22 protein-coding genes are annotated in these 23,049 nt (G+C 72.7%); 7 read left to right on the forward strand and 15 right to left on the reverse strand.

Annotation, left to right across the window (positions count from 1 at the left end; genetic code table 11):
* Positions 1-83: 83 nt before the first annotated feature.
* From GJR97_RS00935 to GJR97_RS00955, 5 genes are all read right to left on the reverse strand, one after another.
* The gene (locus GJR97_RS00935; protein ID WP_154344687.1) at positions 84-773 is read right to left on the reverse strand and encodes a GntR family transcriptional regulator; all 690 of its coding nucleotides are present in this window, start codon (positions 771-773) and stop codon (positions 84-86) included.
* A complete protein-coding gene (locus tag GJR97_RS00940) occupies positions 770-2,284 on the reverse strand; it encodes a fumarylacetoacetate hydrolase family protein (RefSeq protein WP_154344688.1) in 1,515 nt (504 codons plus the stop codon). The genes GJR97_RS00935 and GJR97_RS00940 overlap by 4 nt, the downstream gene beginning before the upstream one ends.
* 77 nt (positions 2,285-2,361) lie before the next feature.
* Positions 2,362-3,237: an HpcH/HpaI aldolase family protein gene (locus tag GJR97_RS00945; RefSeq protein ID WP_324612957.1), complete on the reverse strand. Its 876-nt coding sequence runs from the start codon at positions 3,235-3,237 to the stop codon at positions 2,362-2,364.
* The gene (gene hpaH, locus GJR97_RS00950) at positions 3,222-4,007 is read right to left on the reverse strand and encodes a 2-oxo-hept-4-ene-1,7-dioate hydratase (protein ID WP_324612958.1); all 786 of its coding nucleotides are present in this window, start codon (positions 4,005-4,007) and stop codon (positions 3,222-3,224) included. Before hpaH ends, GJR97_RS00945 begins: the two co-directional genes overlap by 16 nt.
* Before the next feature lie 138 nt (positions 4,008-4,145).
* Positions 4,146-5,813, reverse strand: a complete 1,668-nt coding sequence (locus tag GJR97_RS00955; RefSeq protein WP_154344689.1) for a thiamine pyrophosphate-binding protein — start codon at positions 5,811-5,813, stop codon at positions 4,146-4,148.
* Positions 5,814-6,015: 202 nt separating this feature from the next.
* On the opposite strand from GJR97_RS00955, the gene GJR97_RS00960 reads away from it, so the two are divergent.
* From GJR97_RS00960 to GJR97_RS00975, 4 genes are all read left to right on the forward strand, one after another.
* Positions 6,016-6,318, forward strand: a complete 303-nt coding sequence (locus GJR97_RS00960) for a hypothetical protein (protein ID WP_324612959.1) — start codon at positions 6,016-6,018, stop codon at positions 6,316-6,318.
* A gap of 189 nt (positions 6,319-6,507) precedes the next feature.
* Entirely contained in the window at positions 6,508-8,013 is a 1,506-nt protein-coding gene (locus tag GJR97_RS00965) for a glyceraldehyde-3-phosphate dehydrogenase (RefSeq protein ID WP_324612960.1), read from the forward strand.
* Positions 8,014-8,137: 124 nt separating this feature from the next.
* Positions 8,138-9,313, forward strand: coding sequence for a thiolase family protein (locus GJR97_RS00970; RefSeq protein ID WP_154344691.1), 1,176 nt, complete (start codon positions 8,138-8,140; stop codon positions 9,311-9,313).
* 95 nt (positions 9,314-9,408) lie between these two features.
* Positions 9,409-10,197, forward strand: coding sequence for an SDR family NAD(P)-dependent oxidoreductase (locus GJR97_RS00975; protein WP_154344692.1), 789 nt, complete (start codon positions 9,409-9,411; stop codon positions 10,195-10,197).
* A gap of 36 nt (positions 10,198-10,233) precedes the next feature.
* Here the strand turns inward: GJR97_RS00975 and GJR97_RS00980 are convergent, their stop codons facing one another.
* From GJR97_RS00980 to GJR97_RS00990, 3 genes are read right to left on the reverse strand one after another with little or no spacing between them, the layout of a single operon-like run.
* Positions 10,234-11,220 (reverse strand): hypothetical protein, encoded by a 987-nt coding sequence (locus GJR97_RS00980; RefSeq protein WP_154344693.1) that lies wholly within the window; start codon positions 11,218-11,220, stop codon positions 10,234-10,236.
* A complete protein-coding gene (locus GJR97_RS00985; RefSeq protein ID WP_154344694.1) occupies positions 11,217-11,558 on the reverse strand; it encodes a PadR family transcriptional regulator in 342 nt (113 codons plus the stop codon). Before GJR97_RS00985 ends, GJR97_RS00980 begins: the two co-directional genes overlap by 4 nt.
* Positions 11,559-11,617: 59 nt before the next feature.
* Positions 11,618-13,060, reverse strand: a complete 1,443-nt coding sequence (locus GJR97_RS00990; RefSeq protein ID WP_154344695.1) for a helix-turn-helix domain-containing protein — start codon at positions 13,058-13,060, stop codon at positions 11,618-11,620.
* Positions 13,061-13,188: 128 nt separating this feature from the next.
* Between GJR97_RS00990 and GJR97_RS00995 the strand changes: the two genes are divergently transcribed.
* Complete coding sequence (locus tag GJR97_RS00995) at positions 13,189-15,054, forward strand: phosphoenolpyruvate carboxykinase (GTP) (protein WP_154344696.1); 1,866 nt, start codon at positions 13,189-13,191, stop codon at positions 15,052-15,054.
* Positions 15,055-15,211: 157 nt separating this feature from the next.
* Here GJR97_RS00995 and GJR97_RS01000 read toward each other — a convergent pair whose 3' ends face one another.
* A complete protein-coding gene (locus GJR97_RS01000; RefSeq protein WP_154344697.1) occupies positions 15,212-15,724 on the reverse strand; it encodes a CHRD domain-containing protein in 513 nt (170 codons plus the stop codon).
* 194 nt (positions 15,725-15,918) lie between these two features.
* Here GJR97_RS01000 and GJR97_RS01005 point away from each other — a divergent pair, with 194 nt between their 5' ends.
* Positions 15,919-16,338 (forward strand): DUF1622 domain-containing protein, encoded by a 420-nt coding sequence (locus tag GJR97_RS01005; RefSeq protein WP_154344698.1) that lies wholly within the window; start codon positions 15,919-15,921, stop codon positions 16,336-16,338.
* Between the two features lie 45 nt (positions 16,339-16,383).
* On the opposite strand, the gene GJR97_RS01010 is transcribed toward GJR97_RS01005, so the two are convergent.
* The 5 genes from GJR97_RS01010 to GJR97_RS01030 all read right to left on the reverse strand — a co-directional run bounded on the left by GJR97_RS01010 (position 16,384) and on the right by GJR97_RS01030 (position 21,817).
* Positions 16,384-16,857, reverse strand: a complete 474-nt coding sequence (locus tag GJR97_RS01010) for a 2'-5' RNA ligase family protein (RefSeq protein WP_154344699.1) — start codon at positions 16,855-16,857, stop codon at positions 16,384-16,386.
* Between the two features lie 36 nt (positions 16,858-16,893).
* The gene (locus GJR97_RS01015; protein WP_154344700.1) at positions 16,894-17,694 is read right to left on the reverse strand and encodes a hypothetical protein; all 801 of its coding nucleotides are present in this window, start codon (positions 17,692-17,694) and stop codon (positions 16,894-16,896) included.
* A 141-nt stretch (positions 17,695-17,835) separates the two neighbouring features.
* A complete protein-coding gene (locus tag GJR97_RS01020; protein WP_154344701.1) occupies positions 17,836-19,887 on the reverse strand; it encodes an ABC transporter ATP-binding protein in 2,052 nt (683 codons plus the stop codon).
* Positions 19,888-20,016: 129 nt separating this feature from the next.
* The gene (locus tag GJR97_RS01025; protein ID WP_324612961.1) at positions 20,017-20,913 is read right to left on the reverse strand and encodes a carbohydrate kinase family protein; all 897 of its coding nucleotides are present in this window, start codon (positions 20,911-20,913) and stop codon (positions 20,017-20,019) included.
* Positions 20,897-21,817, reverse strand: coding sequence for a pseudouridine-5'-phosphate glycosidase (locus GJR97_RS01030; protein WP_154344702.1), 921 nt, complete (start codon positions 21,815-21,817; stop codon positions 20,897-20,899). The genes GJR97_RS01025 and GJR97_RS01030 overlap by 17 nt, the downstream gene beginning before the upstream one ends.
* A 164-nt stretch (positions 21,818-21,981) precedes the next feature.
* On the opposite strand from GJR97_RS01030, the gene GJR97_RS01035 reads away from it, so the two are divergent.
* Positions 21,982-22,332: a hypothetical protein gene (locus GJR97_RS01035; RefSeq protein ID WP_154344703.1), complete on the forward strand. Its 351-nt coding sequence runs from the start codon at positions 21,982-21,984 to the stop codon at positions 22,330-22,332.
* Positions 22,333-22,377: 45 nt separating this feature from the next.
* On the opposite strand, the gene GJR97_RS01040 is transcribed toward GJR97_RS01035, so the two are convergent.
* Positions 22,378-22,803 (reverse strand): aldehyde dehydrogenase, encoded by a 426-nt coding sequence (locus GJR97_RS01040; RefSeq protein WP_195760574.1) that lies wholly within the window; start codon positions 22,801-22,803, stop codon positions 22,378-22,380.
* Between the last annotated feature and the right edge of the window lie 246 nt (positions 22,804-23,049).

Here is a 23,049-nt window from a genome sequence, read left to right on the forward strand (position 1 = left end):
GCGGGTTCCTTCCGTGTCGTGCTGTGCGGGCGGCGTGCGTCGGCGAGCGCCGCGGTGCTGGTGGCCGGATGGCTCGGCCGGGGTCAGGTCGTGACGGCCTCCGGGGCCGGCGCGCCCGCCGGCTTGTGGTCGGCCTGGTAGGCGAGCACGGCGTCGAGCGTCGCGGTGCGGTGCTGCCGGGCGGCGAGTTCGATCTCGAGCGCGTCGGCGCCCCGCTCGATGAGGTCGACGATGCGCTCGTGCTCCTCGACGGAGGCGCGGGCGCGCCCCGGCACGAAGCTGAACGACGAGTCGCGCAGCACCCGCATCCGGTTCCATCCGCGGTGCACGAGGTCGAGCACGTGCGGGTTGGGGCAGCCCTCGAAGAGCACGGAGTGGAACTCGAGGTTGAGCTCGGTGAACCGATGCGGTTCGAACTCGTCGAGCGTGCGCCGCATCTCGTCGTTGATCGCGCGCGCCCGGGCGAGCTGCTCGGCCGTCACGTACGGCGCGGTGAGCGAGGTCGCGAAGCCCTCGACGAGTGCGAGCGTCTGCATCGTGTGCAGGTACTCGGTCTCCTTGATGAGCGCGACCTGCGCGCCGACGTTCCTCTCGAACGTGACGAGCCCTTCGGCCTCGAGACGGCGGATGGCTTCGCGAACGGGCACCACGGAGACGTCGAGTTCGCCGGCGATCTGCGCCAGCACCAGACGGTAGCCCGGGACGTACCGGCCGTCGTCGATCCGCTCCCGGATGAACCGGTACGCCCGCTGCGACTTGCTCTCGGCGCTCATCGTGCCTCCTCGGGCGGCAGGGCGCCGGATGCCGCGGCATCCCGCTCGCGCTCGTAGCGCTCGCGCCATGAGCGGTTCATCGGGAACAGCCCGTCGACGGGCTCGCCCTCGGCGACGCGCTCGGCGATCCAGGCGTCGGCCGCGTCCTGCTCGGCGGCCTCGGCGGCGACCTCGGCGACGAGGTGCGGCGGGATCACGATGACGCCGTCGCCGTCGCCGACGATCACGTCGCCGGGCTGAACGGCTGCGCCGCCGCACGCGATGGTCACGTCGGTCTCCCACGGCACGTGCCGGCGACCGAGGACGCTCGGGTGCGGGCCCCGCGAGAACACGGGGATCCCGATCTCGGCGACCGCATCGAAGTCGCGCACGCCGCCGTCGGTGACGATGCCGGCCGCGCCGCGCACCTCGGCGCGGAGCGCGAGGACGTCGCCGACCGTGCCGGTGCCGCGCTCGCCGCGGGCGTCGACCACGAGCACCTCGCCCGCGCCGACGGTGTCGAACGCGCGCTTCTGGGCGTTGTAGCCGCCGCCGTGGGAGGCGAAGAGGTCGGGACGGGCCGGGATGAACCGGAGCGTGCGGGCGCGGCCCACGATGCGGTCGCCCGGGTGGTTCGCGAAGACCCCCTCGATGAAGACGTCGTGGTAGCCGCGCTTGCGGAGTGCGACCGAGAGCGTCGCGACGGCCACGGACGAGAGCCGGGCGCGCAGCGCCTCGGTCAGTTCGAACGGCGGCTCGGCGTCGAGTGGCGTCGCTCGCCCGGCCGCGACGGCGGCGGCGTGCGCGTCCTCGGAACCCCATGCCTCGATGCGCTGGAGGTCGTCGACCGCGGGCTTCGATCCGAAGTCGCCGAAGGCGACCGTGCCCTGCGCGACGGTCGTGACGAGGCGGCCGGTCGTCGGCGCGCCCGTCGCGCGCGGTGCATCGACCTCGACCTCGACGACGTCGCCCGGGACCACGACGGTCGATCCCGCCGGCGTGCCCGTGAGGATCACGTCGCCGGTCTCCAGCGTGCCGTGCTGGGACAGGTCGGCGACGAGGCGGCCGAAGTCGAACAGGAGCGTGTCGGAGGTGTCCTCCTGCACGAGCTCGCCGTTCACCCAGGTGCGCACGCGCCAGTCGCCCTGGCCGATGCCGTCGACCGGGATCGCGACGGGCCCGAGCGGGGTGAAGCCGTCGCCGCCCTTGGATCGGAGGTTCGATCCCTTGTCGGCGGCGCGGAGGTCGTAGATCCCGAGGTCGTTCGCGGCGGTGACGGCGGCGACGTGCGCCCAGCCCTCCGCGGGGGAGACGTGTCGAGCGGGCTCGCCGATGATCAGTGCGATCTCGCCCTCGAACGCGAGCAGCTCGGTGCCGGCCGGGCGCTCGACGGTGCCGCCGGTGCCCGCGAGCGAGCTCTGGGGCTTCAGGAAGTAGCTCGGCTGTGCGGGCGTGCGACCCCGCTGCGCTGCGCGCGACGGGTAGTTGAGGTGCACGGCGATGATCTTGCCGGGCTTCGCGATGGCGGACATGGACTCCCTCGTCTTCTGATATCCGAAATCATATACGATCTGGCGATGCATGGCAACGACCCGGATGCCGCTGTCGGTCAGTAGCTCGGGCGCTCGGCGGTCGGGGCGCTCGCGGCGGTGCCCGGCCCGTCGGTGCCGCCGGCCGGATCGCCCGAGGCGTCCGCTGCGCCGGACGGCCCGATGAAGCGATCGGCGAGGGCCTCGGACGCACGCGCGAGCAGCGCGACATCCGCGCCGACCGCGACGAACGAGGCGCCGGCCTCGAGGTAGCGTTCGGCATCGGCGGGCACGAACGCATTCACGCCCACCGGCACGCCCGCCGCGATCCCCGCGCGGATCGACGCGAGGACCGCCTCGACGACCTCGGGGTGGGACTGCTGCCCGAGGTGCCCCATCGACGCGGCGAGGTCGGCGGGCCCGACGAACAGGCCGTCGACGCCCGGCGTCGCCGCGATCTCGTCGACCGCCGCCACGGCCGCCGCCGACTCGATCTGCACCAGGAGGCTGATCGTCGACGACGCGGCCTGGAGGTAGTCGTCGACGCGGTTCCAGCGCGAGGCGCGCGCGAGCGACGAGCCGACACCGCGGACGCCGCCGGTCGGGTAGCGCACCGCACGCACGATCTCGGCGGCCTGCGCGGCCGAGTCGACCATCGGCACGAGGAGGTTCTGCACGCCGAGGTCGAGGAACTGCTTGATGACGACGGTGTCGCCGTACGGCACGCGGACGACCGGGGCCACCGGGTAGGCGGCGACCGCCTGGAGCTGGGCGAGGATCGACTCGAGCCCGTTGGGGGAGTGCTCGCCGTCGATCAGCACCCAGTCGAGGCCGCTGCCCGCGGCGATCTCGGCGACCAGCGGGCTGCCGGAGCAGACCCACATGCCGACCTGCGGACGGTCGGCCTCGTCGATGCGGGCGGCGATGGTCGGCGGCAGGGTCAGGCGAATCGGCACGAGATGCTCCCGAGGTCGTGGTAGTCGGCGTGGACCGTGTCGCCGCGCTCGACCCACATCGGGCGGGTGAAGCTCCCGGCGAGGATGATCTCGCCCGCGCCGAGCGACTGGCCGTGCTGCGCGAGCTTGTTCGCGAGCCAGGCGACGCCCATCGCGGGGTGGCCGAGCACCGCACCCGCGACGCCCGATTCCTCGATCGTCTCGTTGCGCGAGAGCAGCGCGCCCACCCAGCGGAGGTCGACGTCGTCGACCTTCACGGGGCGGCCGCCGACGACCATCGCGCCCATCGCGGCGTTGTCGCTGATGGTGTCGACGATCGTGCGGCCCTCGAGCGCGATGTGCGAGTTCAGCACCTCGAGCGCGGGCACGACGTACTCGGTCGCGCGGAGCACGTCGAAGATCGTGGTGTCGGGCCCCTCGAGCGGCGCGCCGAGCACGAACGCGAGCTCGACCTCGATGCGCACGTTCGAGAATCGGTCGAACTCGATGACCGAACCCGACTCGTACACCATGTCGTCGAAGATCACGCCGTAGTCGGGTTCGGTGATGCCCGTGGCCACCTGCATGACCTTCGAGGTCAGTCCGATCTTGCGGCCGACGAGCCGGGCTCCGGCCGACATGCGCCGCTCGGCCCACTCGCGCTGCACCGCGTACGCATCCTCGACGGTCATGCCGGGGTTGCGGGCGGTCAGGAGCGGGACGGTCGTGCGGTCGCGGTCGGCGGCGAAGAGCTCGTCGGCGATCTCGCGGATGCGTGACTGGTCTGGCACGGGGCCTCCACTTCATCGTGAGCGTCACCCGCGATCGTATCGAAGGCGGGAGGAACTTCGTATCATGGATCATATACGATCACTTCGCCGAGGTTCCGGCGGATTCGGTGGCGGCCCGCGTCGGCCGGCCGCGTCGCGTCAGTCGATCGTCGCCGAGTTCACGCCGAGGATCTCCTCCTGGTACGGCGCGGTGACCGTGTCCGAGACGCGGCAGTCCAGCAGGAGGAATCGCCGCTCCGCGACCGGCTCCGCCGCCCAGCCCGCGAGCCGGTCGAGGTCCGACAGCTCGCGTACGACGACGCCCTCGGCGCCGAGCGCCGTGGCGAGCCCGGCGAAGTCGGCCTCGGGGATCCGCATCGGCCGCTCGGCGAGCCCCATGCGCCCGTAGACGTGGACCTCGGCGCCGTAGGCCGAGTCGTTCCAGACCACTGCGACCCCGCGGCCGCCCGCCGTCCGCACGGCCGTCTCGAGGTCGGCGATCGCCATCAGCCCGCCGCCGTCGCCGGTCGTCAGCACGATCGTCGACCCGGGCTTGGCGGCCGCCGCACCCGCGACGCTCGGGAAGCCGAGCCCGATCGACTGGAACGCGGTGCCGACCATCATCATCCGGTCCGGCGACGCGACGGGCCAGTACATGTTGGCCCAGCCGATGAAGTGGCCGCCGTCCGAGACGACGACGCGGTCCTCCGGGAGCAGCTCGGCCAGCCGCGCCGCGACGCTGCGCGGATCGAGCCGGCCGTCGGCGGCCACGGTCCCGACGCCGGGCTCGTGCGCGCGCAGCGGTGCGAGCTCGACGCGCTCGCGCCACCCGGACGGCCGGGCGCCGAGTTCGGCGAGCTCGTCGAGGAGGGCACCTGCGACGAGCGCGGCGTCGCCGCGGACGAAGGCGCCGACGTGCGGATGCGTGGCGGCGGGCGCGACGTCGACCTGGGCCACGTGCGTGCCGGGTGCGAAGAGGTCGCCGAAGCGCATCGTGAACTGGTTGAGCGAGGCGCCGAACACGACGGCGACGTCGGCCTCGCGCACGAGGCCCATCGCACCCTCCGCGCCAAAGCCGCCGGTCACGCCGAGGTCGAACCGCGCGTTCGGGAACACGCCGCGCCCGAGCGCGGTGGTCGCCGTGACGGCGCCCGTGGCGTCTGCGAGCGCGCCGAGCACGTCGCCGGCTCCGGCGAGCCAGGCACCCCGGCCGGCGACCAGCAGCGGCCGCTCGGCGGCGGCGAGCCTGCGAGCGAGCGCCGCGATCGTGCCCGCCGTGAACGCGCCGTCCGGCGCGAGCGGCGCCGGGGCGGCCGGCGCGGGCACCTCCGGCACTGGACCGGCGTCGGCGGACGCGACGTCGTACGGGATCGCGAGGACAGTCGGCACCCGGTACGCGAGGGCGTGCTCGATCGCGATGACCGTCGTGGCCGCGGCATCCGTCCGGCCGACGGTGTACGTGCGCGCGCCCACCGCGGACGCCAGCGCGATCTGGTCGACGCCCCACGGGCGCGGGCCCGAGGTCGGCTCGTCGCCGACGACGAGGACGAGCGGCACCTGCGCCTGCACGGCCTCGGCCAGCGCCGTCAGGGTGTTCGTGAACCCGGCGCCGTAGGTCGCGGTGGCGGCCGCGAGCCGGTTCGAGGCGCGGAAGTGCGCGTCGGCGGCGACGACGCCGCCGACCTCGTGCCGGACCGCGGTGAACGTCGCGTAGGTCGTGCGTTCGAGCGCGTCGAGGAACCAGGCGTTGCCGTTGCCCATGACGCCGAAGACGTGGTCGACGTGGGCGGCGAGGGTGCGGGCGACGTGCGCGGAGACGGTGGGCATGGCGGAGCCTCTCGAGACGGTGACGGATGTGGCGGTTCCGTATGTGTCTCGCGCGGCCGGCCGGTTCCGGCCTTCGCTTCGCGCCCATTTTTCGAGCGCCGGCGCCGCTCGTCGATCGCGGGGGATCGGGCGCCTGGACACCGCGAGTATAGCCCGCCCCCGACGACGTCATCCGCCCGCCGGATGCGGCAGGATGACTCGGGTGAAGACCATCCAGCTGCGCCGGTACACGCTCGTCGACGGGGAGTACGACGCGTTCGTGTCGTGGTTCGACGAGTGGATGCCGGGCGTGCGATCCGGCGCCGGGTTCACGATCGAGTTCGCGTACGGCCTCCGCGAGGCGAACCAGTTCGTGTGGGCGGTGAGCGCCCCCGGCGACGCCGACGCCTTCCGCGCCCTCGAAGCCGCGTACCTCGAGTCCGACGCCCGCGCCGAGGCGTTCGACGGCGTGCCGCAGCGCATCGCGATCTACGACATCGCCCTCGTCGACGACGTCACGGTCTGACGGCACCGCGCGCGACTCGCCGTCGCGGCAGCCGCGGGTCACCGCACCCGACGTCATGTACAGCCCGTCACCGGCGTCGCGCCCGATATCATCGTGGCATCCCCTTGGACAACCCCGTGGTCGACGCTGCCCACCCGCGCGCGACCCGCAAGGCCGACGTGGTCCGCCCCGCGGCTGAGAGGAAGAGCCGTGAGCCACGAGTTCGACGCCCGCCGTGAGGATTGGATCGCCCGAGAGGAGCTCGCCGAGCGCATGATCCCGCTCATCGGCGGGTTGTACCGCCGGCACGGGGTCGTCACCTCGATCCACGGCCGGCGGCTCATCAACCGCTCCGCCGTCGAGCTGCTGAAGGCGCACCGCTTCGCCCGGCAGGCCGGCGACGTCGAGCTCGACCTGGCCGACACCATGCGCGTGCTCGAGGCCCTCACCGAGATCGCGCCCGGCCCCGCCTCGATCGACGTCGCCCGGCTCGTCTCCCGCTTCCACGCGGCGCCCGCCGGCACCGACCTCGTCGACTTCCTCCGGGCCGAGATCGCGCCCGTCCTCGTCGACGCCGGCGAGCCCGCGCCGACCGGCACCGACGTGGTGCTCTACGGCTTCGGCCGCATCGGCCGCCTGCTCGCGCGCATCCTCATCGCCCACGCCGGCGGCGGCCAGGGCCTGCGCCTGCGCGCCATCGTCGTGCGCAAGGGCAGCGAGAACGACCTCGCCAAGCGCGCGAGCCTCCTCCGCCGCGACTCCGTGCACGGCCCGTTCCAGGGCACGATCACGGTCGACGAGGAGGCGAACACGATCCTCGCCAACGGCACGCTGATCCAGGTCATCTACTCGGACGACCCCGGCACCATCGACTACACCGCCTACGGCATCGACGACGCGATCGTCGTCGACAACACGGGTCGCTGGCGCGACGAGGCCGGCCTCGCCCGCCACCTCGAGTCGACCGGCGTCTCGCGGGTGCTGCTCACGGCCCCCGGCAAGGGCGCGATCAAGAACATCGTGCACGGCATCAACCACGCCGACATCGAGCCCGACGACCGCATCCTGTCCGCCGCGTCGTGCACGACCAACGCGATCACGCCCGTGCTCGCGGCGATCGACGAGGCGTACGGCGTCGTGCGCGGCCACGTCGAGACCGTGCACTCGTTCACGAACGACCAGAACCTCATCGACAACTTCCACAAGGGCGACCGCCGCGGCCGCTCGGCGGTGCTCAACATGGTCATCACCGAGACCGGCGCGGCCAAGGCCGTCGCGAAGGCGCTGCCGGCGCTCGAGGGCAAGCTCACGGGCAGTGCCATCCGCGTGCCCACGCCCGACGTCTCGCTCGCGATCCTGAACCTGCAGCTCGAGCGCCCCACCGACAAGGCCACGGTGAACGCATACCTCCGCAAGGTGTCGCTCACGTCGCCGCTGCGGCAGCAGGTCGACTACATCGAGTCGGCCGAGGTCGTCTCGACCGACTTCGTCGGCAGCCACCGCGCCGGCATCGTCGACGGCCTCGCCACGATCGCCGACGGCACCGACGTCGTGCTCTACGTCTGGTACGACAACGAGTACGGCTACTCGTGCCAGGTCGTCCGGGTCATCGAGGCGATGGCCGGCAGTCACCCCGTCGTGCTGCCCGAGCGCGAGCCCGTGCGCATCGAGCAGGTCGCGCCCGCGGCCGTGCCCGAGGTGGCCGAGGTCGGCTGACCCCCCCATCTCCGGACCTGCCCGGCCGGCCGCGGCATCCGATCGCTCGACGGATGCCGCGAGCCGGCCGTTCGCGTCCCACCCGCCGTGCCGCCCGCCGTGCGGTCGGACCTAGGCTGGAGGCATGAGCACCGAAGCCGTCATCGTCGACGTCGTCCGCACCCCGGTGGGGCGCGGCAAGCCCGGGGGGATGCTGAGCGGCGTCCATCCGGTGGACCTGCTCGCGGGCGTGCTCACGGCGATCATCGACCGGAACGACCTCGACCCCGGCATCGTCGACGACGTCATCGGTGGCTGCGTCAGCCAGATCGGCGAGCAGTCCTACAACGTCACCCGGAACGCCGTGCTCGCGGCCGGCTTCCCCGAGCACGTGCCCGGCACGAGCATCGATCGCCAGTGCGGGTCGAGCCAGCAGGCGGCGACCTTCGCGGCGCAGGCGATCCTCGCCGGCCAGGCCGACATCATCATCGCGTGCGGCGTCGAGTCGATGAGCCGGGTGCCGCTCGGCTCGAGCGCGGCGGGCGCCGACCCGTTCGGCACGCGCGTGCACGCGCGGTACCCCGAGGGCCTCGTGAGCCAGGGCGTGTCCGCGGAGCTGATCGCGCAGGAATGGGGCTTCACACGGGACGAGCTCGACACCTTCGCGGCGCGCTCGCACGACCTCGCCGCGGCGGCCGGGGAGTCGGGCGCGTTCGCGACCGAGCTCGTGCCCGTCGCGGGCGTGGACCGGCTGGTCGACGAGACCGTGCGACCCGGCACCTCGGTCGAGTCGCTCGCCGGGCTGAACCCGGCGTTCCGCACCGACCGGCTCGCCGAGCGCTTCCCCGACGTCGAATGGCGGATCACCCCCGGAAACTCCTCGCCCCTCACGGACGGCGCCTCGGCCGCGCTCATCATGAGCGCCGAGGCCGCCGAACGGCTCGGGCTCGAGCCGCGGGCGCGCTTCCGCGCGTTCTCGGTCGTCGGGAGCGATCCGCTCTTCATGCTGACGGGCGTCATCCCGGCCACCGCGAAGGTGCTCGAGCGCGCCGGCCTCGGCCACGACGACATCGACGCGTACGAGGTCAACGAGGCGTTCGCGTCCGTGCCGCTCGCGTGGCTCGCCGAGACCGGCGCCGACCCCGACAAGCTGAACCCGCGCGGCGGGGCGATCGCGCTCGGCCACGCGCTCGGCTCGAGCGGCACGCGGCTGCTCACGACCCTCGTGAACCAGCTCGAGGCGACCGGCGGACGATACGGACTGCAGACGATGTGCGAGGGCGGCGGCATGGCCAACGCGTACGTCGTCGAGCGGGTCTGAGCCGTCCCGGCCGCCCCGCGCGGCACTCCTCGCCGAGCCTCGGCACCGGCGTCGGCACGCCGCCGAACCGGAATCGAACCGAAGGAAGGAACCACATGGAACTCACCGGAGCATCCGCGATCGTCACGGGCGGCGCGTCCGGGCTCGGGCGTGCGACGGCGCAGGCCCTCGTCGACGGCGGCGCCCGGGTCGTGCTCGTCGACCTGCCGGGCCCGCGCGGCGAGCAGGCCGCGGCCGAGCTCGGCGAGCGGGCGCGGTTCGTGCCCGCGGACGTCGCCGACGAGGCGCAGGTCGCCGCGGCGGTCGCCGCGGCATCCGCACTCGGACCCCTTCGGGTCGCGGTCAACTGCGCCGGCATCGTGACCGCGAACCGCACGGTCGGCCGTGAGGGCCCCGCGCCGCTCGAGGCGTTCGAGCGCACCATCCGGGTCAACCTCATCGGCACGTTCAACGTGATCCGACTCGCGGCGGCGGCGATGGCGGCGACCGAGCCGGTGGCCGCCGGAGTCGCCGACGGCCCCGCGACGCTCGAGCGCGGCGTCATCGTGAACACCGCCTCCGTCGCCGCCTTCGACGGCCAGGTCGGCCAAGCCGCCTACTCCGCCTCCAAGGCCGGCGTCGCCGGTATGACGCTGCCGATCGCGCGGGATCTCTCGAAGCTGCTCATCCGGGTCGTGACGATCGCGCCCGGCATCTTCGAGACGCCGATGATGGCCGGGATGCCCGACGACGTGCGCGCCTCGCTCGAGGCGCAGGTGCCGCATCCGTCACGACTCGGTCACCCGAGCGAGTACGCGGCGCTCGTGCGCTCGATCGTGGCGAACCCGATGCTGAACGGTGAGACGATCCGCCTCGACGGCGGGATCCGGATGCAGCCGAAGTAGGCGCGCGCGTCCGTGCCGCGCGCTCGCGCTGCGAGGCTAGATCCGGCCGAGCGAGAGCGCGGACCCGCCGCGCCTGCGGACGGTCTTGATCACGCCGTCGATCACGTCCCAGACGCTCACCGCGATGACGGCGAAGACGATGATCGTGACCACGATTCCGCCGGCCTCGCCCCACGGCCACCCGACCACGTCGAGGAACTCCGGGTTGACCAGCCGGCCGGTCGTGAAGAGCCACAGCGCGGGCACCGCGAAGGCGACGTTGAGCAGGAGGTTCACGATCGCGAGCCACCAGTTCCAGCCCCACGCGTAGATCGCCGTCGCGAACACCATCTCGAGCCCGATCAGCACCAGAAACCACGGGATCCAGAACGACCACAGGTCGGGGGAGAGCACGGGGACCGACTCGCCCAGCGGGTTGGCGACCGGTGCGCCGTAGCCCTGCCAGATGATGACCCCGGCGAACAGCCCGAGGAAGACGAGGGACGCGATGAGGTCGCCGAGGCGACCGCCCCTGCCGTCGTCGGGGATCGTCGGCAGGCGCTCGGGCGTCCAGCGTTCGACCGGACCGGAGCCGGGGTTGCGCTCGATGATCGCGAACACCAGCGTGGGCCAGAAGGCCAGCTGGACGGCGAGGGAGAATCCGACGCTGAACGCGCTCGCGAAGACCTCGCCGACCGGCGCTCCCGCGAGCGCCTGGGCGAGCAGGACGGCCCCGACCGCGATCGGGAGGACGATCGCGAGGAGCATCGTCACGAGGCGCTTCCAGGTGAGGTAGTAGCGCGGCCCGATGAGGTGCAGCGGGCGATCGAGGTACCTCGCCGCGAGTGCCGCGGGGTCTCCGAGCTCGACGAGGACGGCGAACTCGGCGTCGTCGTCCGGTGCGCCGGACCCGCGACGCGCGTCGACCTCGTCGCCGATGCGCTCGCGCAGCTCGCGGCCGAACTCCTCGCGTTGTGGTTCGGGGAGTGTGCGGGCGGCGGCCCAGACGTAGCGGTCGGTGAGGGTTGCTGCGGGGGTGGTCATGATCCTTCTCCCGAGGTGAGCCGAGCCAGCGCCCGGTCGATGTGCTTCCAGTCGGCGGTGAGGACCCCGGCGAGCTGCTCGCCCGCCGGGCTGGTGCGGTAGAACTTCCGAGGCCTCGCCTCGTCGGTGTTCCATTCGCTCGTGAGGAGGCCCTGCTTCTCGAGTCGTCGGAGCAGCGGGTAGAGGGTGTTCGCATCGACGGTGATGCCGATGCGGTTGAGCGACTCGAGCAGCGCGTACCCGTAGTCGGGTTCGCGGAGCCGGACGAGGCAGCCGAGCACGACGGTTCCGCGCCGCAGTTCCTGCAGGTGGCTCGCAGTCGTGGCATCCATGCTCATGTCCTGCACTGTACTGTGTGGCGCACAGTATCGCAAGCGATGTCGAGCGTCCCTCGGGGCTACTCGCCGGCGTGGGCCTCGAGGAACGCGTACACCTCCGCGTCGTCCACGCCCGGGAACGTTCCGGACGGCAGCGGCGAGAGCACGTGCGCGTGCAGCCGTGCGCTCGGCCACGCCTGGCCCGCCCACCGCTCGGCCAAGCCGTCGGGCGCGCGCCGGCAGCACGACTCGTCGGGACAGCGCGACTCCGAGCGCAGGGTGGTCTCGCGCCCGCGGAACCACTTCGCCTGGTTGAACGGCACGCCGACGGTGATCGAGAACTCGGTGGCATCCGTTCGCCCCGTCTGCGTCGCGCACCAGAACGTGCCGACCGGGGTGTCGGTGTACTGGTAGTTCTCGGTCGTCCGATTGGTGTGCTCGAACGCGGTGCGGGCGCTCCACTTCTTGCACACCCACTGGCCCTCGATCGACCCCGTGACATCCGTCGGCAGCGGCAGGCCGTCGTTCTCGTAGCCCTTGAGCAGCGCCCCGTCGCCGTTCACCCGCAGGAAGTGCACGGTCATGTCGAGCTGGCTCGTGGCCAGGTTCGTGAAGCGGAGCGCCGCGGCCTCGTGCGTGACGCCGAACGCGTCGCGGAAGTCCTCGATCGCGAGGCGCTTGTCCTTCTTCGCCTCCTGCAGGAAGGTGACGGATGCATCCTGCGGCATCAGGCACGCGGCCGCGAAGTAGTTGATCTCGAGCCGCTGCCAGAGGAACTCGACGTAGCTCGCCGGCGGCTCGTGGCCGAGGAGGCGGTGCGCCATCGCCTGCAGCGCCATCGAGCGCAGCCCGTGACCGCCGGGGATCGAGGCCGGCGGCAGGTAGATCCGCCCGTTCGCCAGGTCGGTGATCGACCGGGTGGAGTCGGGCAGGTCGTTGACGTAGATCAGCTGGAAACCGAGGCGCTCGGCCATGACGCTGACCTCGCGGTGGGTGAGCGCGCCCTGTCGATGGCCGGACGCGCGCACCTGCTCCTCGGCGAGCTGCTCGATCTCGGGCAGGTAGTTGTTCCGCGAGCGCATGCGTTCCCGGAGCTCGGTGTTCGCACGCCGCGCCTCCTCGGGCGTCGCGATCGCCTCGCTCGCGCGGCGCTGCAGCTCGTGGTGCAGGCCGACGATCGCCTCGAGCGACTCGTCGGTCATCCCGCGGCTCGGCTTCACGTGCGGCAGGCCGAGCGCGGCGTAGAGCGGGCTCGACTGCGCCCGTCCGAGCTCGAGCTCGAGCTCGGCGCGTCTGCTCGGCGCCTCGCGGGAGAGCAGGTCGGCGAGGTCGACCTCGAGCGCAGACGCGAGCGCATCGAGCGTGGAGAGCTTCGGCTCGCGTTTGCCGTTCTCGATGAGGGAGAGCTGACTGCCCGCGAGCCCCACCCGATCGCCGAGCTGGTCGAGCGTGAGCCCGAGGTCGGTCCGGTAGTGCCGGATGCGGTGGCCGAGCGTGGCCAGGTCTGGGCTGCCGAGCTTCATGCCTTCAGATTATCGAAAGATCGCGGATTCTTAACACCCGAATCGGCCGAATGGATGGCGCATCCTCGCCGAGACTTGAAACACGCCACCGATCACGGCGGCTCTCCGAACTCCTCGAAAGGACGACGATGACCATCTCCGACTTCTCGGTCAGCGCCTCCGGACCCGCCTCGGACGCGGAGGACCGCCCCCGAGGCACGACCGACCCGGCCCTGCGCGCCTGGGTGGCCGAGATCGCCGCGATCACCCAGCCCGACGACATCGTCTGGTGCGACGGCTCCAAGCAGGAGGCCGACCAGCTCACGCGCCAGCTCATCGCCGAGGGCAAGCTGATCAAGCTCAACCCCGAGTGGCGTCCCAACAGCTACCTCGCTCGCACCGACCCGTCGGACGTCGCGCGCGTCGAGGACCGCACGTTCATCTGCTCCACCTACGAGGAGGACGCGGGCCCCACGAACAACTGGCGCGACCCGCACGCGATGCGCGAGGAGCTCATCGGCGTCTTCACCGGCTCGATGAAGGGACGCACGATGTACGTCGTGCCCTTCTCGATGGGCCCGCTCGGCGGCGAGATCAGCCAGCTCGGCGTCGAGATCACCGACTCGCCGTACGTCGTGCTCTCGATGGGCATCATGACCCGCATGGGCGAGCAGGTCTACCGCCTCATCGAGTCCGGTGAGCCGTGGGTGCACACGGTCCACTCGCTCGGCTACCCGCTCGTCGACGGCGTCGGCCACCGGCGCGACGACGTCGAGTGGCCCTGCAACGACACGAAGTACATCGTGCAGTTCCCCGACTCCCGCGAGATCTGGTCGTACGGGTCGGGCTACGGCGGCAACGCGCTGCTCGCGAAGAAGGCGTTCGCGCTGCGCATCGCGAGCGTCATGGCCCGCGACGAGGGATGGCTCGCCGAGCACATGCTCCTCATCAAGGTCACCTCGCCCGAGGGCAAGGCGTACCACATCGCCGCGGCGTTCCCGTCGGCCTGCGGCAAGACGAACCTCGCGATGCTCCGACCCACGATCCCCGGCTGGAAGGTCGAGACGATCGGCGACGACATCGCCTGGATGCGCCCCGGCGAGGACGGCCGCCTCTACGCGATCAACCCCGAGGCCGGCTTCTTCGGCGTCGCGCCCGGGACCGGCGAGACGACCAACCCGACCGCGGTGCAGACGCTCTGGGGCAACACGATCTTCACGAACGTGGCGCTCCGCCCCGACGGCGACGTCTGGTGGGAGGGCCTGACCGACACGGTCCCGGCCGAGCTCACCGACTGGCAGGGCAACGCGTGGACCCCCGGCTCGGGTCGTCCCGCGGCGCACCCGAACTCGCGCTTCACGGTCGCGGCGGCCCAGTGCCCGCAGATCTCGGACGACTGGGACGCCCACGACGGCGTGCCGATCGACGCGATCCTCTTCGGCGGTCGCCGGGCGACGAACGTCCCGCTCGTCGCCGAGGCCCGCTCGTGGAAGCACGGCGTGTTCATGGGCGCCACGATCTCGTCGGAGCAGACCGCCGCAGCCGAGGGCACCGTCGGCGAACTCCGCCGCGACCCGTTCGCGATGCTCCCGTTCTGCGGCTACAACATGGCCGACTACTGGGGCCACTGGGTCAAGATGGGCCGCGTGCTCGGCACGAACGCGCCGAAGATCTTCCAGGTCAACTGGTTCCGCAAGGGCCACGACGGGAAGTTCCTGTGGCCGGGCTTCGGCGAGAACTCGCGGGTCATCGAGTGGGTCGTCGGGCGCATCGAGGGCACGGCAGAGGCCGACGAGACCCCGATCGGCAACCTGCCGGCCGAGGGTTCGCTCGACCTCGACGGCATCGAGATCACCGATGACGCGCTCGACCAGCTCTTCGAGGTCGACCCGACGACGTGGCTCGCCGAGTGCGACCTCACCGAGGAGTACTTCGCGAAGTTCGGCGACCGCGTGCCCGCGGCGCTGCGCGCCGAACTCTCCAGCCTCCGCTACCACCTGCAGCAGCAGGCGTAGCGGACCCTCCGCCGGTCGTCGCTCAGGGGTGGGCGACGACCGGCGGTGACGCGCGCCGGGGGCGCGCAGGCGACGGATGCCGCGGGCGCGACGTGCACGGGAAGGCGCGTCACGCCCGCGGCATCCGTCGCCGTCTCCCGGGGCGATCGCGCGGCGGTCAGCCGATCTGGCCGCGGATCTCGCCGCTCGCCAGGTCTCCGGGCCCGGTGTTCGCCGGCGGCTCGCCATCGTTGGTGTGCACGTTGACGTAGGTGTTGCCGGCCTCGATCTCGGCGACGAGATCGGCCAGCGAGGCGCCGGCCAGCGGCCCGATGAGGTTCGCCGCCGTGATCGTGCCCGTCGCGATCACGCCGCTCGTGCGTCCGGCGCCCGCTGGCATGGGACCGTACAGGAAGGTCACGACTGCGCCGTTCGTGCCCTCCGGCGCGAGGTGGATGTGCGCCGCGATCGGATTCTCGAGGTTCGCGACGATCAGCCGGTAGTCCAGTTCGGTGCCGTCGGCGGAGAGCTGGAAGATCGCCGCGCCGCGAGCGAGCGACGCGTTGGCGGGCACCTCGTTCGCCGCGCTGAGCTGGGCGGTGTACGTGGTGTCGTCGGCCTGTGCGGCCACCGGCGTCAACGATGCGACCACCACCAGGGCCGCGGCGGACAGGATTCGGGCGACGTGCATGATCGGACCCCCTGGTCTCAACATCAGCCCATGCGGGCTCCGCCCGACCGCCTCGTCGGGCGATACCCGGATTCTCCTCGCCCACGGCGCCCGCCGGAAGCCCCAGTTGCGGGGCGGCCCCGCCTCGCCGCCACGCGCGCGCTCATCCGTCGCGCGCCGGGCGCGCGGGTCTACCGTGGGCTGCGGGAGGGCGTATGGACTTCGGGCCGTTCATCGAGCGCACCGGTGAGGTCATCGACCTGCTGGGGGTCGTCGCGATCGTCGTCGGCGTCGCCGTCGCAGTGGTCGACGCCGGCATCCGTCGGTTGCGGAGGGCCGGCCCGGTCTACGCGCGGTTCCGTCGCGTGCTCGGCCGCGGCATCCTCATCGGCCTCGAGCTGCTCGTCGCTGCGGACATCATCCGGACGGTCGCAGTCGAGCCCACGCTCGAATCGGTGTCGGTCCTCGCGCTCATCGTGGTCATCAGAACCTTCCTCAGCTGGTCGCTCGAGGTCGAGATCTCGGGCCACTGGCCGTGGCAGAAGTGGCGGACCCGTGGTGCCGAAGCGTCATCGGACGACGGCCCGGCGTCGCCGGAGGCCGAGCGTGCGGAGGTCCGCTCTCCGCGTCAGTAGGGCACGTGCTCGCCTGAGGTGCCCGATGCACGGCCGGCTGACCCGTCAGTCCGCCGCGAGCGGCCAGATCGCCGCGATGGAGCGCATGGCGCGACCCTCGGGCGGGCGCAGGTCCACGAGCGCGACCTGCGCGAGTCGGACGGAGCGGCCGGGCGGCACCGAGCCGTGCGCGGTGTCGGTCACGTGCGGTCGGTAGTCCGCTCGGGCACGCGCGACGTCGATGTCGGCGTCGCGGAGCGCGTCGAGGAGGCGCGTGCGCATCGCGCCGAGCGGGCCGTCGTCGCGGACCAGCGTCACCGGGACGTCGCGGTGTCGACCGAACATCGCCCGGTCGAAGGCGGATGCCTCGATCGGGCGCCGTCCGTGCAGGACCGGTCCGATCAGGTCGGCGACCCACGCCGTGCCGTGATCGGTCTCGAACGGCTCGACGACGGTGACGTGCAGCGGCCACGCCGAGACCGGGAAGCTGCCGCCGACCTCGAGCCGGTCGATCGGCAGGACCACGGCGTAGCGTCCCATGCGGCGAGGCTACGCCGCATGGGACGCGAGCGGGTGTCAGATGCCGGTGTCGCCGAACAGGTCGAGCAGCGCGTCGGGAGCGAAGCGCACCTCGACCGACCCGGTCGGACCGCGGTCGGCGGCGCCGACCCAGAGGCCGGACCCCTCGTGGACGCGCATCCAGCCGTCGCGGAACACGACGTCGGCGCCCACCACGATGCCGATGACGGGCGACTCGCCCGCGCGCACGGCGATCGAGCCCTCCACGTCCTGCTCGGCCTGCGCGTCGACGTCCTCGCGGGCGGTCACGCCGACGAGCGGGCGCGCCGTCGGGGTGGCGAATCCCGGCACGTCGAACGGGCTGCCGGATGCCGCATCCGAGACGACGCCGACGTGCACGCTCGTCGAGACGAGCGCGGTCTCGGCGCGACCGTCGAGCACGAGGCGGCTGCCGACGCGGAAGCGGTAGAACACCCGGCCGTCCGCCGGCGCGGTCGGCAGCACGACCGCGGTGACCCAGTTGCGGGTCCAGGCGAGCGGGTCGCCCCCGCGGCTCGGCGGGTCGTAGAGGCTCGCGGTGATGCGCACCGCGCCGTCGGTGCGCGTCGGCGCGGCGCGGAGCGAGCTGGGACGGTCGCCCGCCGGGGCGACGGAGCGCGCCTGCTCGAATGCGGGGAGTCGCTGGGTGTCCCACTCGCGCAGCCACGACTGGAGGCGTGCGCGGAGGGCGTCGAAGGTGGGCTCGGGCGAGGACGGCGCCGCATCCTCGGCGGTGGCGGGAGCGGCGAGGACCGCGGCGAGGTCGCGCACGGTCGTCGCGCCGCGGGCAGCGGTCCTGGGAGCGTCGAGCAAGGTCATGATGGTCCTCCGGGTGGGCGGCGCGTGCGCGCCGGAAACGCGATGAGGACACGGTACGGATGCCCCGGGGTGCGCGGCATCCGCGCAGGCCCCGGGGCGGGGTGGGGGTCAGCCCTGAATCCGAGGTGGGGGTGCCTCGGGTCAGACGAGCAGCTGGTGCTCGGCGAGCTCGCGGTAAAGCGGCACGGACTCGACGAGCTCCTGGTGGGTGCCCTCGCCGATGACGCGGCCGTCCTCGACGACCACGATGCGGTCGGAGTCCACGACCGTGGAGAGCCGGTGCGCGATGACGATGAGCGTGCGCCCGGCGGCGACCGCGTCGATCGCCTCCCGCATCATGCGCTCGTTCACGCCGTCGAGCGAGGACGTGGACTCGTCGAGCAGCAGGATCGGCGGCGCGGCGAGCAGCGCCCGCGCGATCGCGAGGCGCTGGCGCTCGCCGCCCGAGAGCATGATGCCGTTCTCGCCGACCTGCGCGTCGAGGCCGGCGGGGTCGCGCTCGAGCACCGAGCCGAGGTTCACGGCGTGCAGCACGTGCACGCACTCCTCGTCGGTCGCGTCGGGGCTGCCGAGCTTCAGGTTGTCGCGGATGGTGCCGGCGAGCACGGGCGCGTCCTGTTCGACGTAGCCGATCTGCGCGCGGAGCTCGGTGCGGTCGAGCGACCGGAGGTCGAGTCCGCCGAGTCGGACGGTGCCGACGCTCGGGTCGTAGAAGCGCTCGATGAGCGACAGGATGGTCGACTTGCCCGCGCCGGACGGTCCGACGAGCGCGATGCGCTGACCGCGCGGGACACGGAACGAGACGCCGCGGAGCACGGGCTGGCGGTCGGTCGCGTCGGGCTCGGGCAGGTGCTCGTCGGGTGAGTCGTTGCCGGGATCGGCCGGGTCGGACGGCCGGGTGAGCGCGTACGCGAAGTGGACGTCGTCGAACTCGACGGCCGCGGCATCCGGGAGCAGGCCCTCGTTCGCCGGACCGACCATGACGGCGCGCGCGGCCAGCTGCCGGTCGTTCGCGTCCTCGTCGGGCAGGTCGAGGATCTCCTGGATGCGGCCGAGCGCACCGAGCGCCTGGTTGACCGAGGTGATCGCGCCGAACGCCTGGCCGAGCGGCAGGATCATCATGAACAGGAAGAGGATGAAGGCGACGAGGTCGGCGATCGTGATCGCGCCCGATGCGACGCGGAAGCCGCCCACGCCGAGGACGACGAGGAACGACACCTGCATCGCGATGCCCGCGATCGGGACGATGAGCGCCGAGATCCGCGCGACCTTGACCCCCATCTCCCAGGCGCCCTCGGCCTCGACCTCGACGTCGCGCACTTCGCGCTCGGTGGCGCCCGCGGCGCGGATCGTGCGCACGGAGGTGATGGCGCGCTCGACCGAGGCCGCGACGTCGCCGACCTTCGCCTGCGCGGCGTGCGAGGCCTCGCGCACTCGAGCGGACAGCAGGGTGACGGTCGTGATCGCGACCGCGATGACGAGGACGGTGAGTCCGAGGAGCGCCGCGTCGATGACGAGCATCGCGATGAGCGCGCCGACGAACGTGACCGCGCCGCCGATCGCCTCGACGAGGCCCTGGGTGAGCACGGCGCGGAGCATCGTCGTGTCGCTGCCGACCCGCGACACGAGGTCGCCCGTGCGGCGCGTGTCGAATTCGGCGATCGGCAGGTGCAGGATCTTCGCGATGAGGCGGCGCCGGCTCGAGAGCACGACGCCCTCCCCGGTGCGCTGGAGCAGGTAGTGCTGGTAGCCCGTGATGATCGCGCTGATGACGACGAGTGCGACGAGCGCCCAGACGATGCCGTCGAGCGGGTCGCCGGCCTCGACGATGGTGATCACGCGGCCCACGAGCAGCGGCTGCGCGAGGCTCGCGATCGCGCCGACGATCGACAGCGCCGCGACGAGGATCAGCACGGGCCGGTGCTCGAAGATGAACGGCAGCAGCTGGCGGAACGTCGCACGCGGCCCGGGCGGGGTGTCGCTGCGGCGGCCGAACGGGCTGCGCCGCGGGGGGCGTGCGGCGTCGGTCGGCTTCGCGCCGCCACCCGTGGCGGCGTCGCGCTCAGGTCGCCTTCCGGCGGCGTCCCGTCGCCCGATGAGCGGGATGCTCCCCGTGCGGGCCGCGCGGGCTGCCGCGCGTTCGGCGGCGCGCGCTGCGGAACGCGTGCCGGGTGTGGTCTCGGTGTCGCTCATGAGGTCGTCCTTCGCGGCGCGCGTCGGTGGCATCCGTCGGCGGGGGAACGCGGGCCGCATTGCAGCATACGTCGCCAGGCTGGGAGCCTCGGGCCCGGCTGCCCTTCCTGTGGACAGCTCGGCACGCCGTCACCCGTGCGGGATGTCGCCGCCGGCCGAGGCGATGACGGATGCGGCGAGGGCATGCCCGGTTGCGCACGCGGCCGTGGCGTCGGCTCCGTCGATCGCGGCTGCGAGGTACCCCGCGGCGAACGCGTCGCCCGCGCCGGTGAGGTCGCGCACGGCGGCGACGGGCGGCACCGGGACGCGCGCGACGCGCTCGCCGGCGTCGAACACGTCCGTCGGCTCCGGACCGTGCTTGACCACGACCCTGGCGGCGACGGATGCCGCGACCTCGCCACCGCCGTCGACGCCGAGCCGTTCGGCCTCGGCCTCGTTCGCGAAGAGCACGTCCGGGCGGAGCTGCGCGAGCCAGCCGAGCACGCGCGCGACGCCGAGTCCCTCGAGCAACCCGGTGGACGACGCGTCGATCGAGACGCGCGCCCCCCGATCGCGCGCGAGCGCGACGAGGCGGCGCACCTCGCCGCGCATCGGTTCGTGCTCGAACCCGTAGCTCGGCACGTGGAGCCAGGCCACGCCGTCGAGCCATCGGGGTTCCACGCCGGAGAGCTCGGCCGCCGCCGCTCGGTCGGGGAACATCGTGCGTTCGCCGTCGGGTGCGACGACCAGGACGACCGCTCCCGTGCGTCCCTCGCGCTGGACGCGAAGGTCGACGCCGGAGGCGGCGAGCGCCGACACCAGTGCAGCGCCGGCGCCGTCGTCGCCGACTCTCCCGATGAACCTCGTCGGCGTGCGTGCCGCGGCGTGCGCCGCGACGTTCGCTGCGCTGCCGCCGCGCGACCGGAACACCTGCGCCGCCGAATCGGTCGCAGCCCGGATCGGCTCGGTCGCCCAGACGACGATGTCCTCGAGCAGGTCGCCGACGACGACGAGCAGGCCCGACTCCGGCTCAGCGGGCGAGCTCACGCGCGATCTCCGCACCGAGCCGGGCGTTGCCGCGGTACACCGCGAGGTTCGCCTCGAGGCTGCGGCCGTCGGTCGCGCGCTGGACGAAGTCGAGCAGGAACGGCGTCGTGTCGTGCCCGGTCACGCCCGCGGCATCCGCTGCAGCCAACGCCTCGGCGAGGACCCGGGTGTGGACGTCGGGATCGAGCTGGTCGGTCTCGGCCACCGGGTTGGCGACGAGCACCGCCGGGGCCAGGCCGAGCTCGTCGCGCGCGCGAGCGACCTCAGCCGCCTCCGCGGCCGACTCGACGCGCGCCGGGACCGGGAACCCGGAGTCGGCGACGTAGAAGCCCGGGAAGCGGTCGGTCCGGTGGCCGAGCACGGTGATGCCGAGCGTCTCGAGACGTTCGAGCGTCGCACCCACGTCGAGGATCGACTTCACCCCGGCGCTCACGACGACGATGGGAGTCGCGGCGAGCGCCGGGAGGTCGGTCGACTCGTCGAACGTGTCGCTCGCACCGCGGTGCACGCCGCCGAGCCCGCCCGTCGAGAACACCCGGATACCCGCGCGGTGCGCCAGCCACGCGGTCGCCGCGACCGTCGTCCCCGCATCGAGGCCCGCCGCGCGAGCGACCGGGAGATCGCGCGTGCTCGCCTTGACGACGCCATCGGCGCTGCACAGGCGCTCGATCTCCGCTTCGTCGAGGCCGACGACCGCGGTGCCCCCGATGACGCCGATCGTCGCCGGCTCCACGCCGGCCTCGCGGACGAGCGCCTCGGTCGCGAGGCCGACCTCGAGGTTGCGCGGGCTCGGCAGGCCGTGGGTCAGGATGGTCGACTCCAGGGCGAGGACCGGGCGGCCGGCGGTCACGGCGTCGCGCACGCGATCGGCGACGCGCAGGGCGGGGGATCGGTCGGGCTGCATGCGCCTCATCGTATGCGGGTGACCCCCGACGCGACCGATGTTCGGCCGGAGGTGCCGACGGCCGGCCGCGGGCCGCGTGTGTCCGCGTGTGACGGCGCCCCGGGACATCCGTCATGCCCCGGCGTATCGTCGCCTGCACGAACCGACCGACCGAGGAGCACGACATGTCGCCGCAGAACCCGCACGCCGCCGCCGAGTCCCGCACGGGCCTCGCGATGGGCATGCGCGGCTGCGTCGAGGGCGAGTCGTGCGGCTCCGATCGGCCCGGTCACGGCCTGCACCCGATGCAGGACCGGCTCTCGCGCATCGTCGCCAGCCGGTGGACCGACGCGGTCGTCGTCGCGACGGCGTCGGACGGGTTCGTCGAGCTCATCGACCTCGAGGGCGGCGCGCACCGGGTGTGGAACCACGGCGCGCTGACGGGGCGACTCGCCGTCGGCGACCCGGTCGCCCTGCACCCGGTGTACGGCGTGCTCGCCCGCGGAGACGATCGCTACAGCGTCGCCGCGGTCTGACGCACGCGACGCGGCCGCCCGGGCCGCGTCGACGTGATGCGCACGTCAGCTCGCCGGCATCATCTCCTTCATCGCGCCCATCATCCGCTCCATGGCCATGACGGCCTGGTCGCAGGCCATCGCGCACATGCGGCAGTGCTCGTGGGCGTCGGCGTGCATCATGCACTCCGCGGAGCACGCGCGGCACATGGTGACGCAGGTCTCCATCATCGACATCATGACCTGCATGTCGTAGCCGGTGGTGCGGAGCATCATCCGCATCATCGCGTCGCACACGTCGGCGCAGTTGGCGCACATCGCGCCGCACCGGCCGAGGCCCTCGCCGGCGTCGGCATCGGCGCACATGAGGCACGCCTGCATGCACGCGGAGAGGGCCTCCATACACTCCTCCATCATCGACATGTCCATGTCCTTCATGGGCATGTCCGACGCCGACATGGCGCCCTTCATCATGTCCATCGTCATGTTCATCCCGCACCTCGCCGTCTCCGAGGAGCCGGGTGTCGGTGGTGCCGGCGCTGGGACCCGGCGACCCTCTCGAGCCGAATGCTACGCCGCGGTCCCCGCTCCCAGAAGGGGAACGAGCCGACCGTCACGGGCGTGGGGCAGGGCGGATGCCGCGACCGCGCGCGTCACGGATCGTCGCGGATTTCGACGACTCGGACCGGTCGCGTAAGGTTAGCCTTACCTTTCCGCCGAACCGGCGGATGCGACCCC

This window comes from Agromyces kandeliae (assembly GCF_009674665.1).
Classification (GTDB): Bacteria; Actinomycetota; Actinomycetes; order Actinomycetales; family Microbacteriaceae; genus Agromyces; species Agromyces kandeliae.

Bases quoted from the DNA above. Each gene is read 5' to 3' on its own strand.
- GJR97_RS00935 (WP_154344687.1), bottom strand. From the start codon at position 773: ATGAGCGCCGAGAGCAAGTCGCAGCGGGCGTACCGGTTCATCCGGGAG.
- GJR97_RS00940 (WP_154344688.1), bottom strand. From the start codon at position 2,284: ATGTCCGCCATCGCGAAGCCCGGCAAGATCATCGCCGTGCACCTCAAC.
- GJR97_RS00955 (WP_154344689.1), bottom strand. From the start codon at position 5,813: ATGCCCACCGTCTCCGCGCACGTCGCCCGCACCCTCGCCGCCCACGTC.
- GJR97_RS00970 (WP_154344691.1), top strand. From the start codon at position 8,138: ATGAGCACCGAAGCCGTCATCGTCGACGTCGTCCGCACCCCGGTGGGG.
- GJR97_RS00975 (WP_154344692.1), top strand. From the start codon at position 9,409: ATGGAACTCACCGGAGCATCCGCGATCGTCACGGGCGGCGCGTCCGGG.
- GJR97_RS00980 (WP_154344693.1), bottom strand. From the start codon at position 11,220: ATGACCACCCCCGCAGCAACCCTCACCGACCGCTACGTCTGGGCCGCC.
- GJR97_RS00985 (WP_154344694.1), bottom strand. From the start codon at position 11,558: ATGAGCATGGATGCCACGACTGCGAGCCACCTGCAGGAACTGCGGCGC.
- GJR97_RS00990 (WP_154344695.1), bottom strand. From the start codon at position 13,060: ATGAAGCTCGGCAGCCCAGACCTGGCCACGCTCGGCCACCGCATCCGG.
- GJR97_RS00995 (WP_154344696.1), top strand. From the start codon at position 13,189: ATGACCATCTCCGACTTCTCGGTCAGCGCCTCCGGACCCGCCTCGGAC.
- GJR97_RS01000 (WP_154344697.1), bottom strand. From the start codon at position 15,724: ATGCACGTCGCCCGAATCCTGTCCGCCGCGGCCCTGGTGGTGGTCGCA.
- GJR97_RS01005 (WP_154344698.1), top strand. From the start codon at position 15,919: ATGGACTTCGGGCCGTTCATCGAGCGCACCGGTGAGGTCATCGACCTG.
- GJR97_RS01010 (WP_154344699.1), bottom strand. From the start codon at position 16,857: ATGGGACGCTACGCCGTGGTCCTGCCGATCGACCGGCTCGAGGTCGGC.
- GJR97_RS01015 (WP_154344700.1), bottom strand. From the start codon at position 17,694: ATGACCTTGCTCGACGCTCCCAGGACCGCTGCCCGCGGCGCGACGACC.
- GJR97_RS01020 (WP_154344701.1), bottom strand. From the start codon at position 19,887: ATGAGCGACACCGAGACCACACCCGGCACGCGTTCCGCAGCGCGCGCC.
- GJR97_RS01030 (WP_154344702.1), bottom strand. From the start codon at position 21,817: ATGCAGCCCGACCGATCCCCCGCCCTGCGCGTCGCCGATCGCGTGCGC.
- GJR97_RS01035 (WP_154344703.1), top strand. From the start codon at position 21,982: ATGTCGCCGCAGAACCCGCACGCCGCCGCCGAGTCCCGCACGGGCCTC.
- GJR97_RS01040 (WP_195760574.1), bottom strand. From the start codon at position 22,803: ATGAACATGACGATGGACATGATGAAGGGCGCCATGTCGGCGTCGGAC.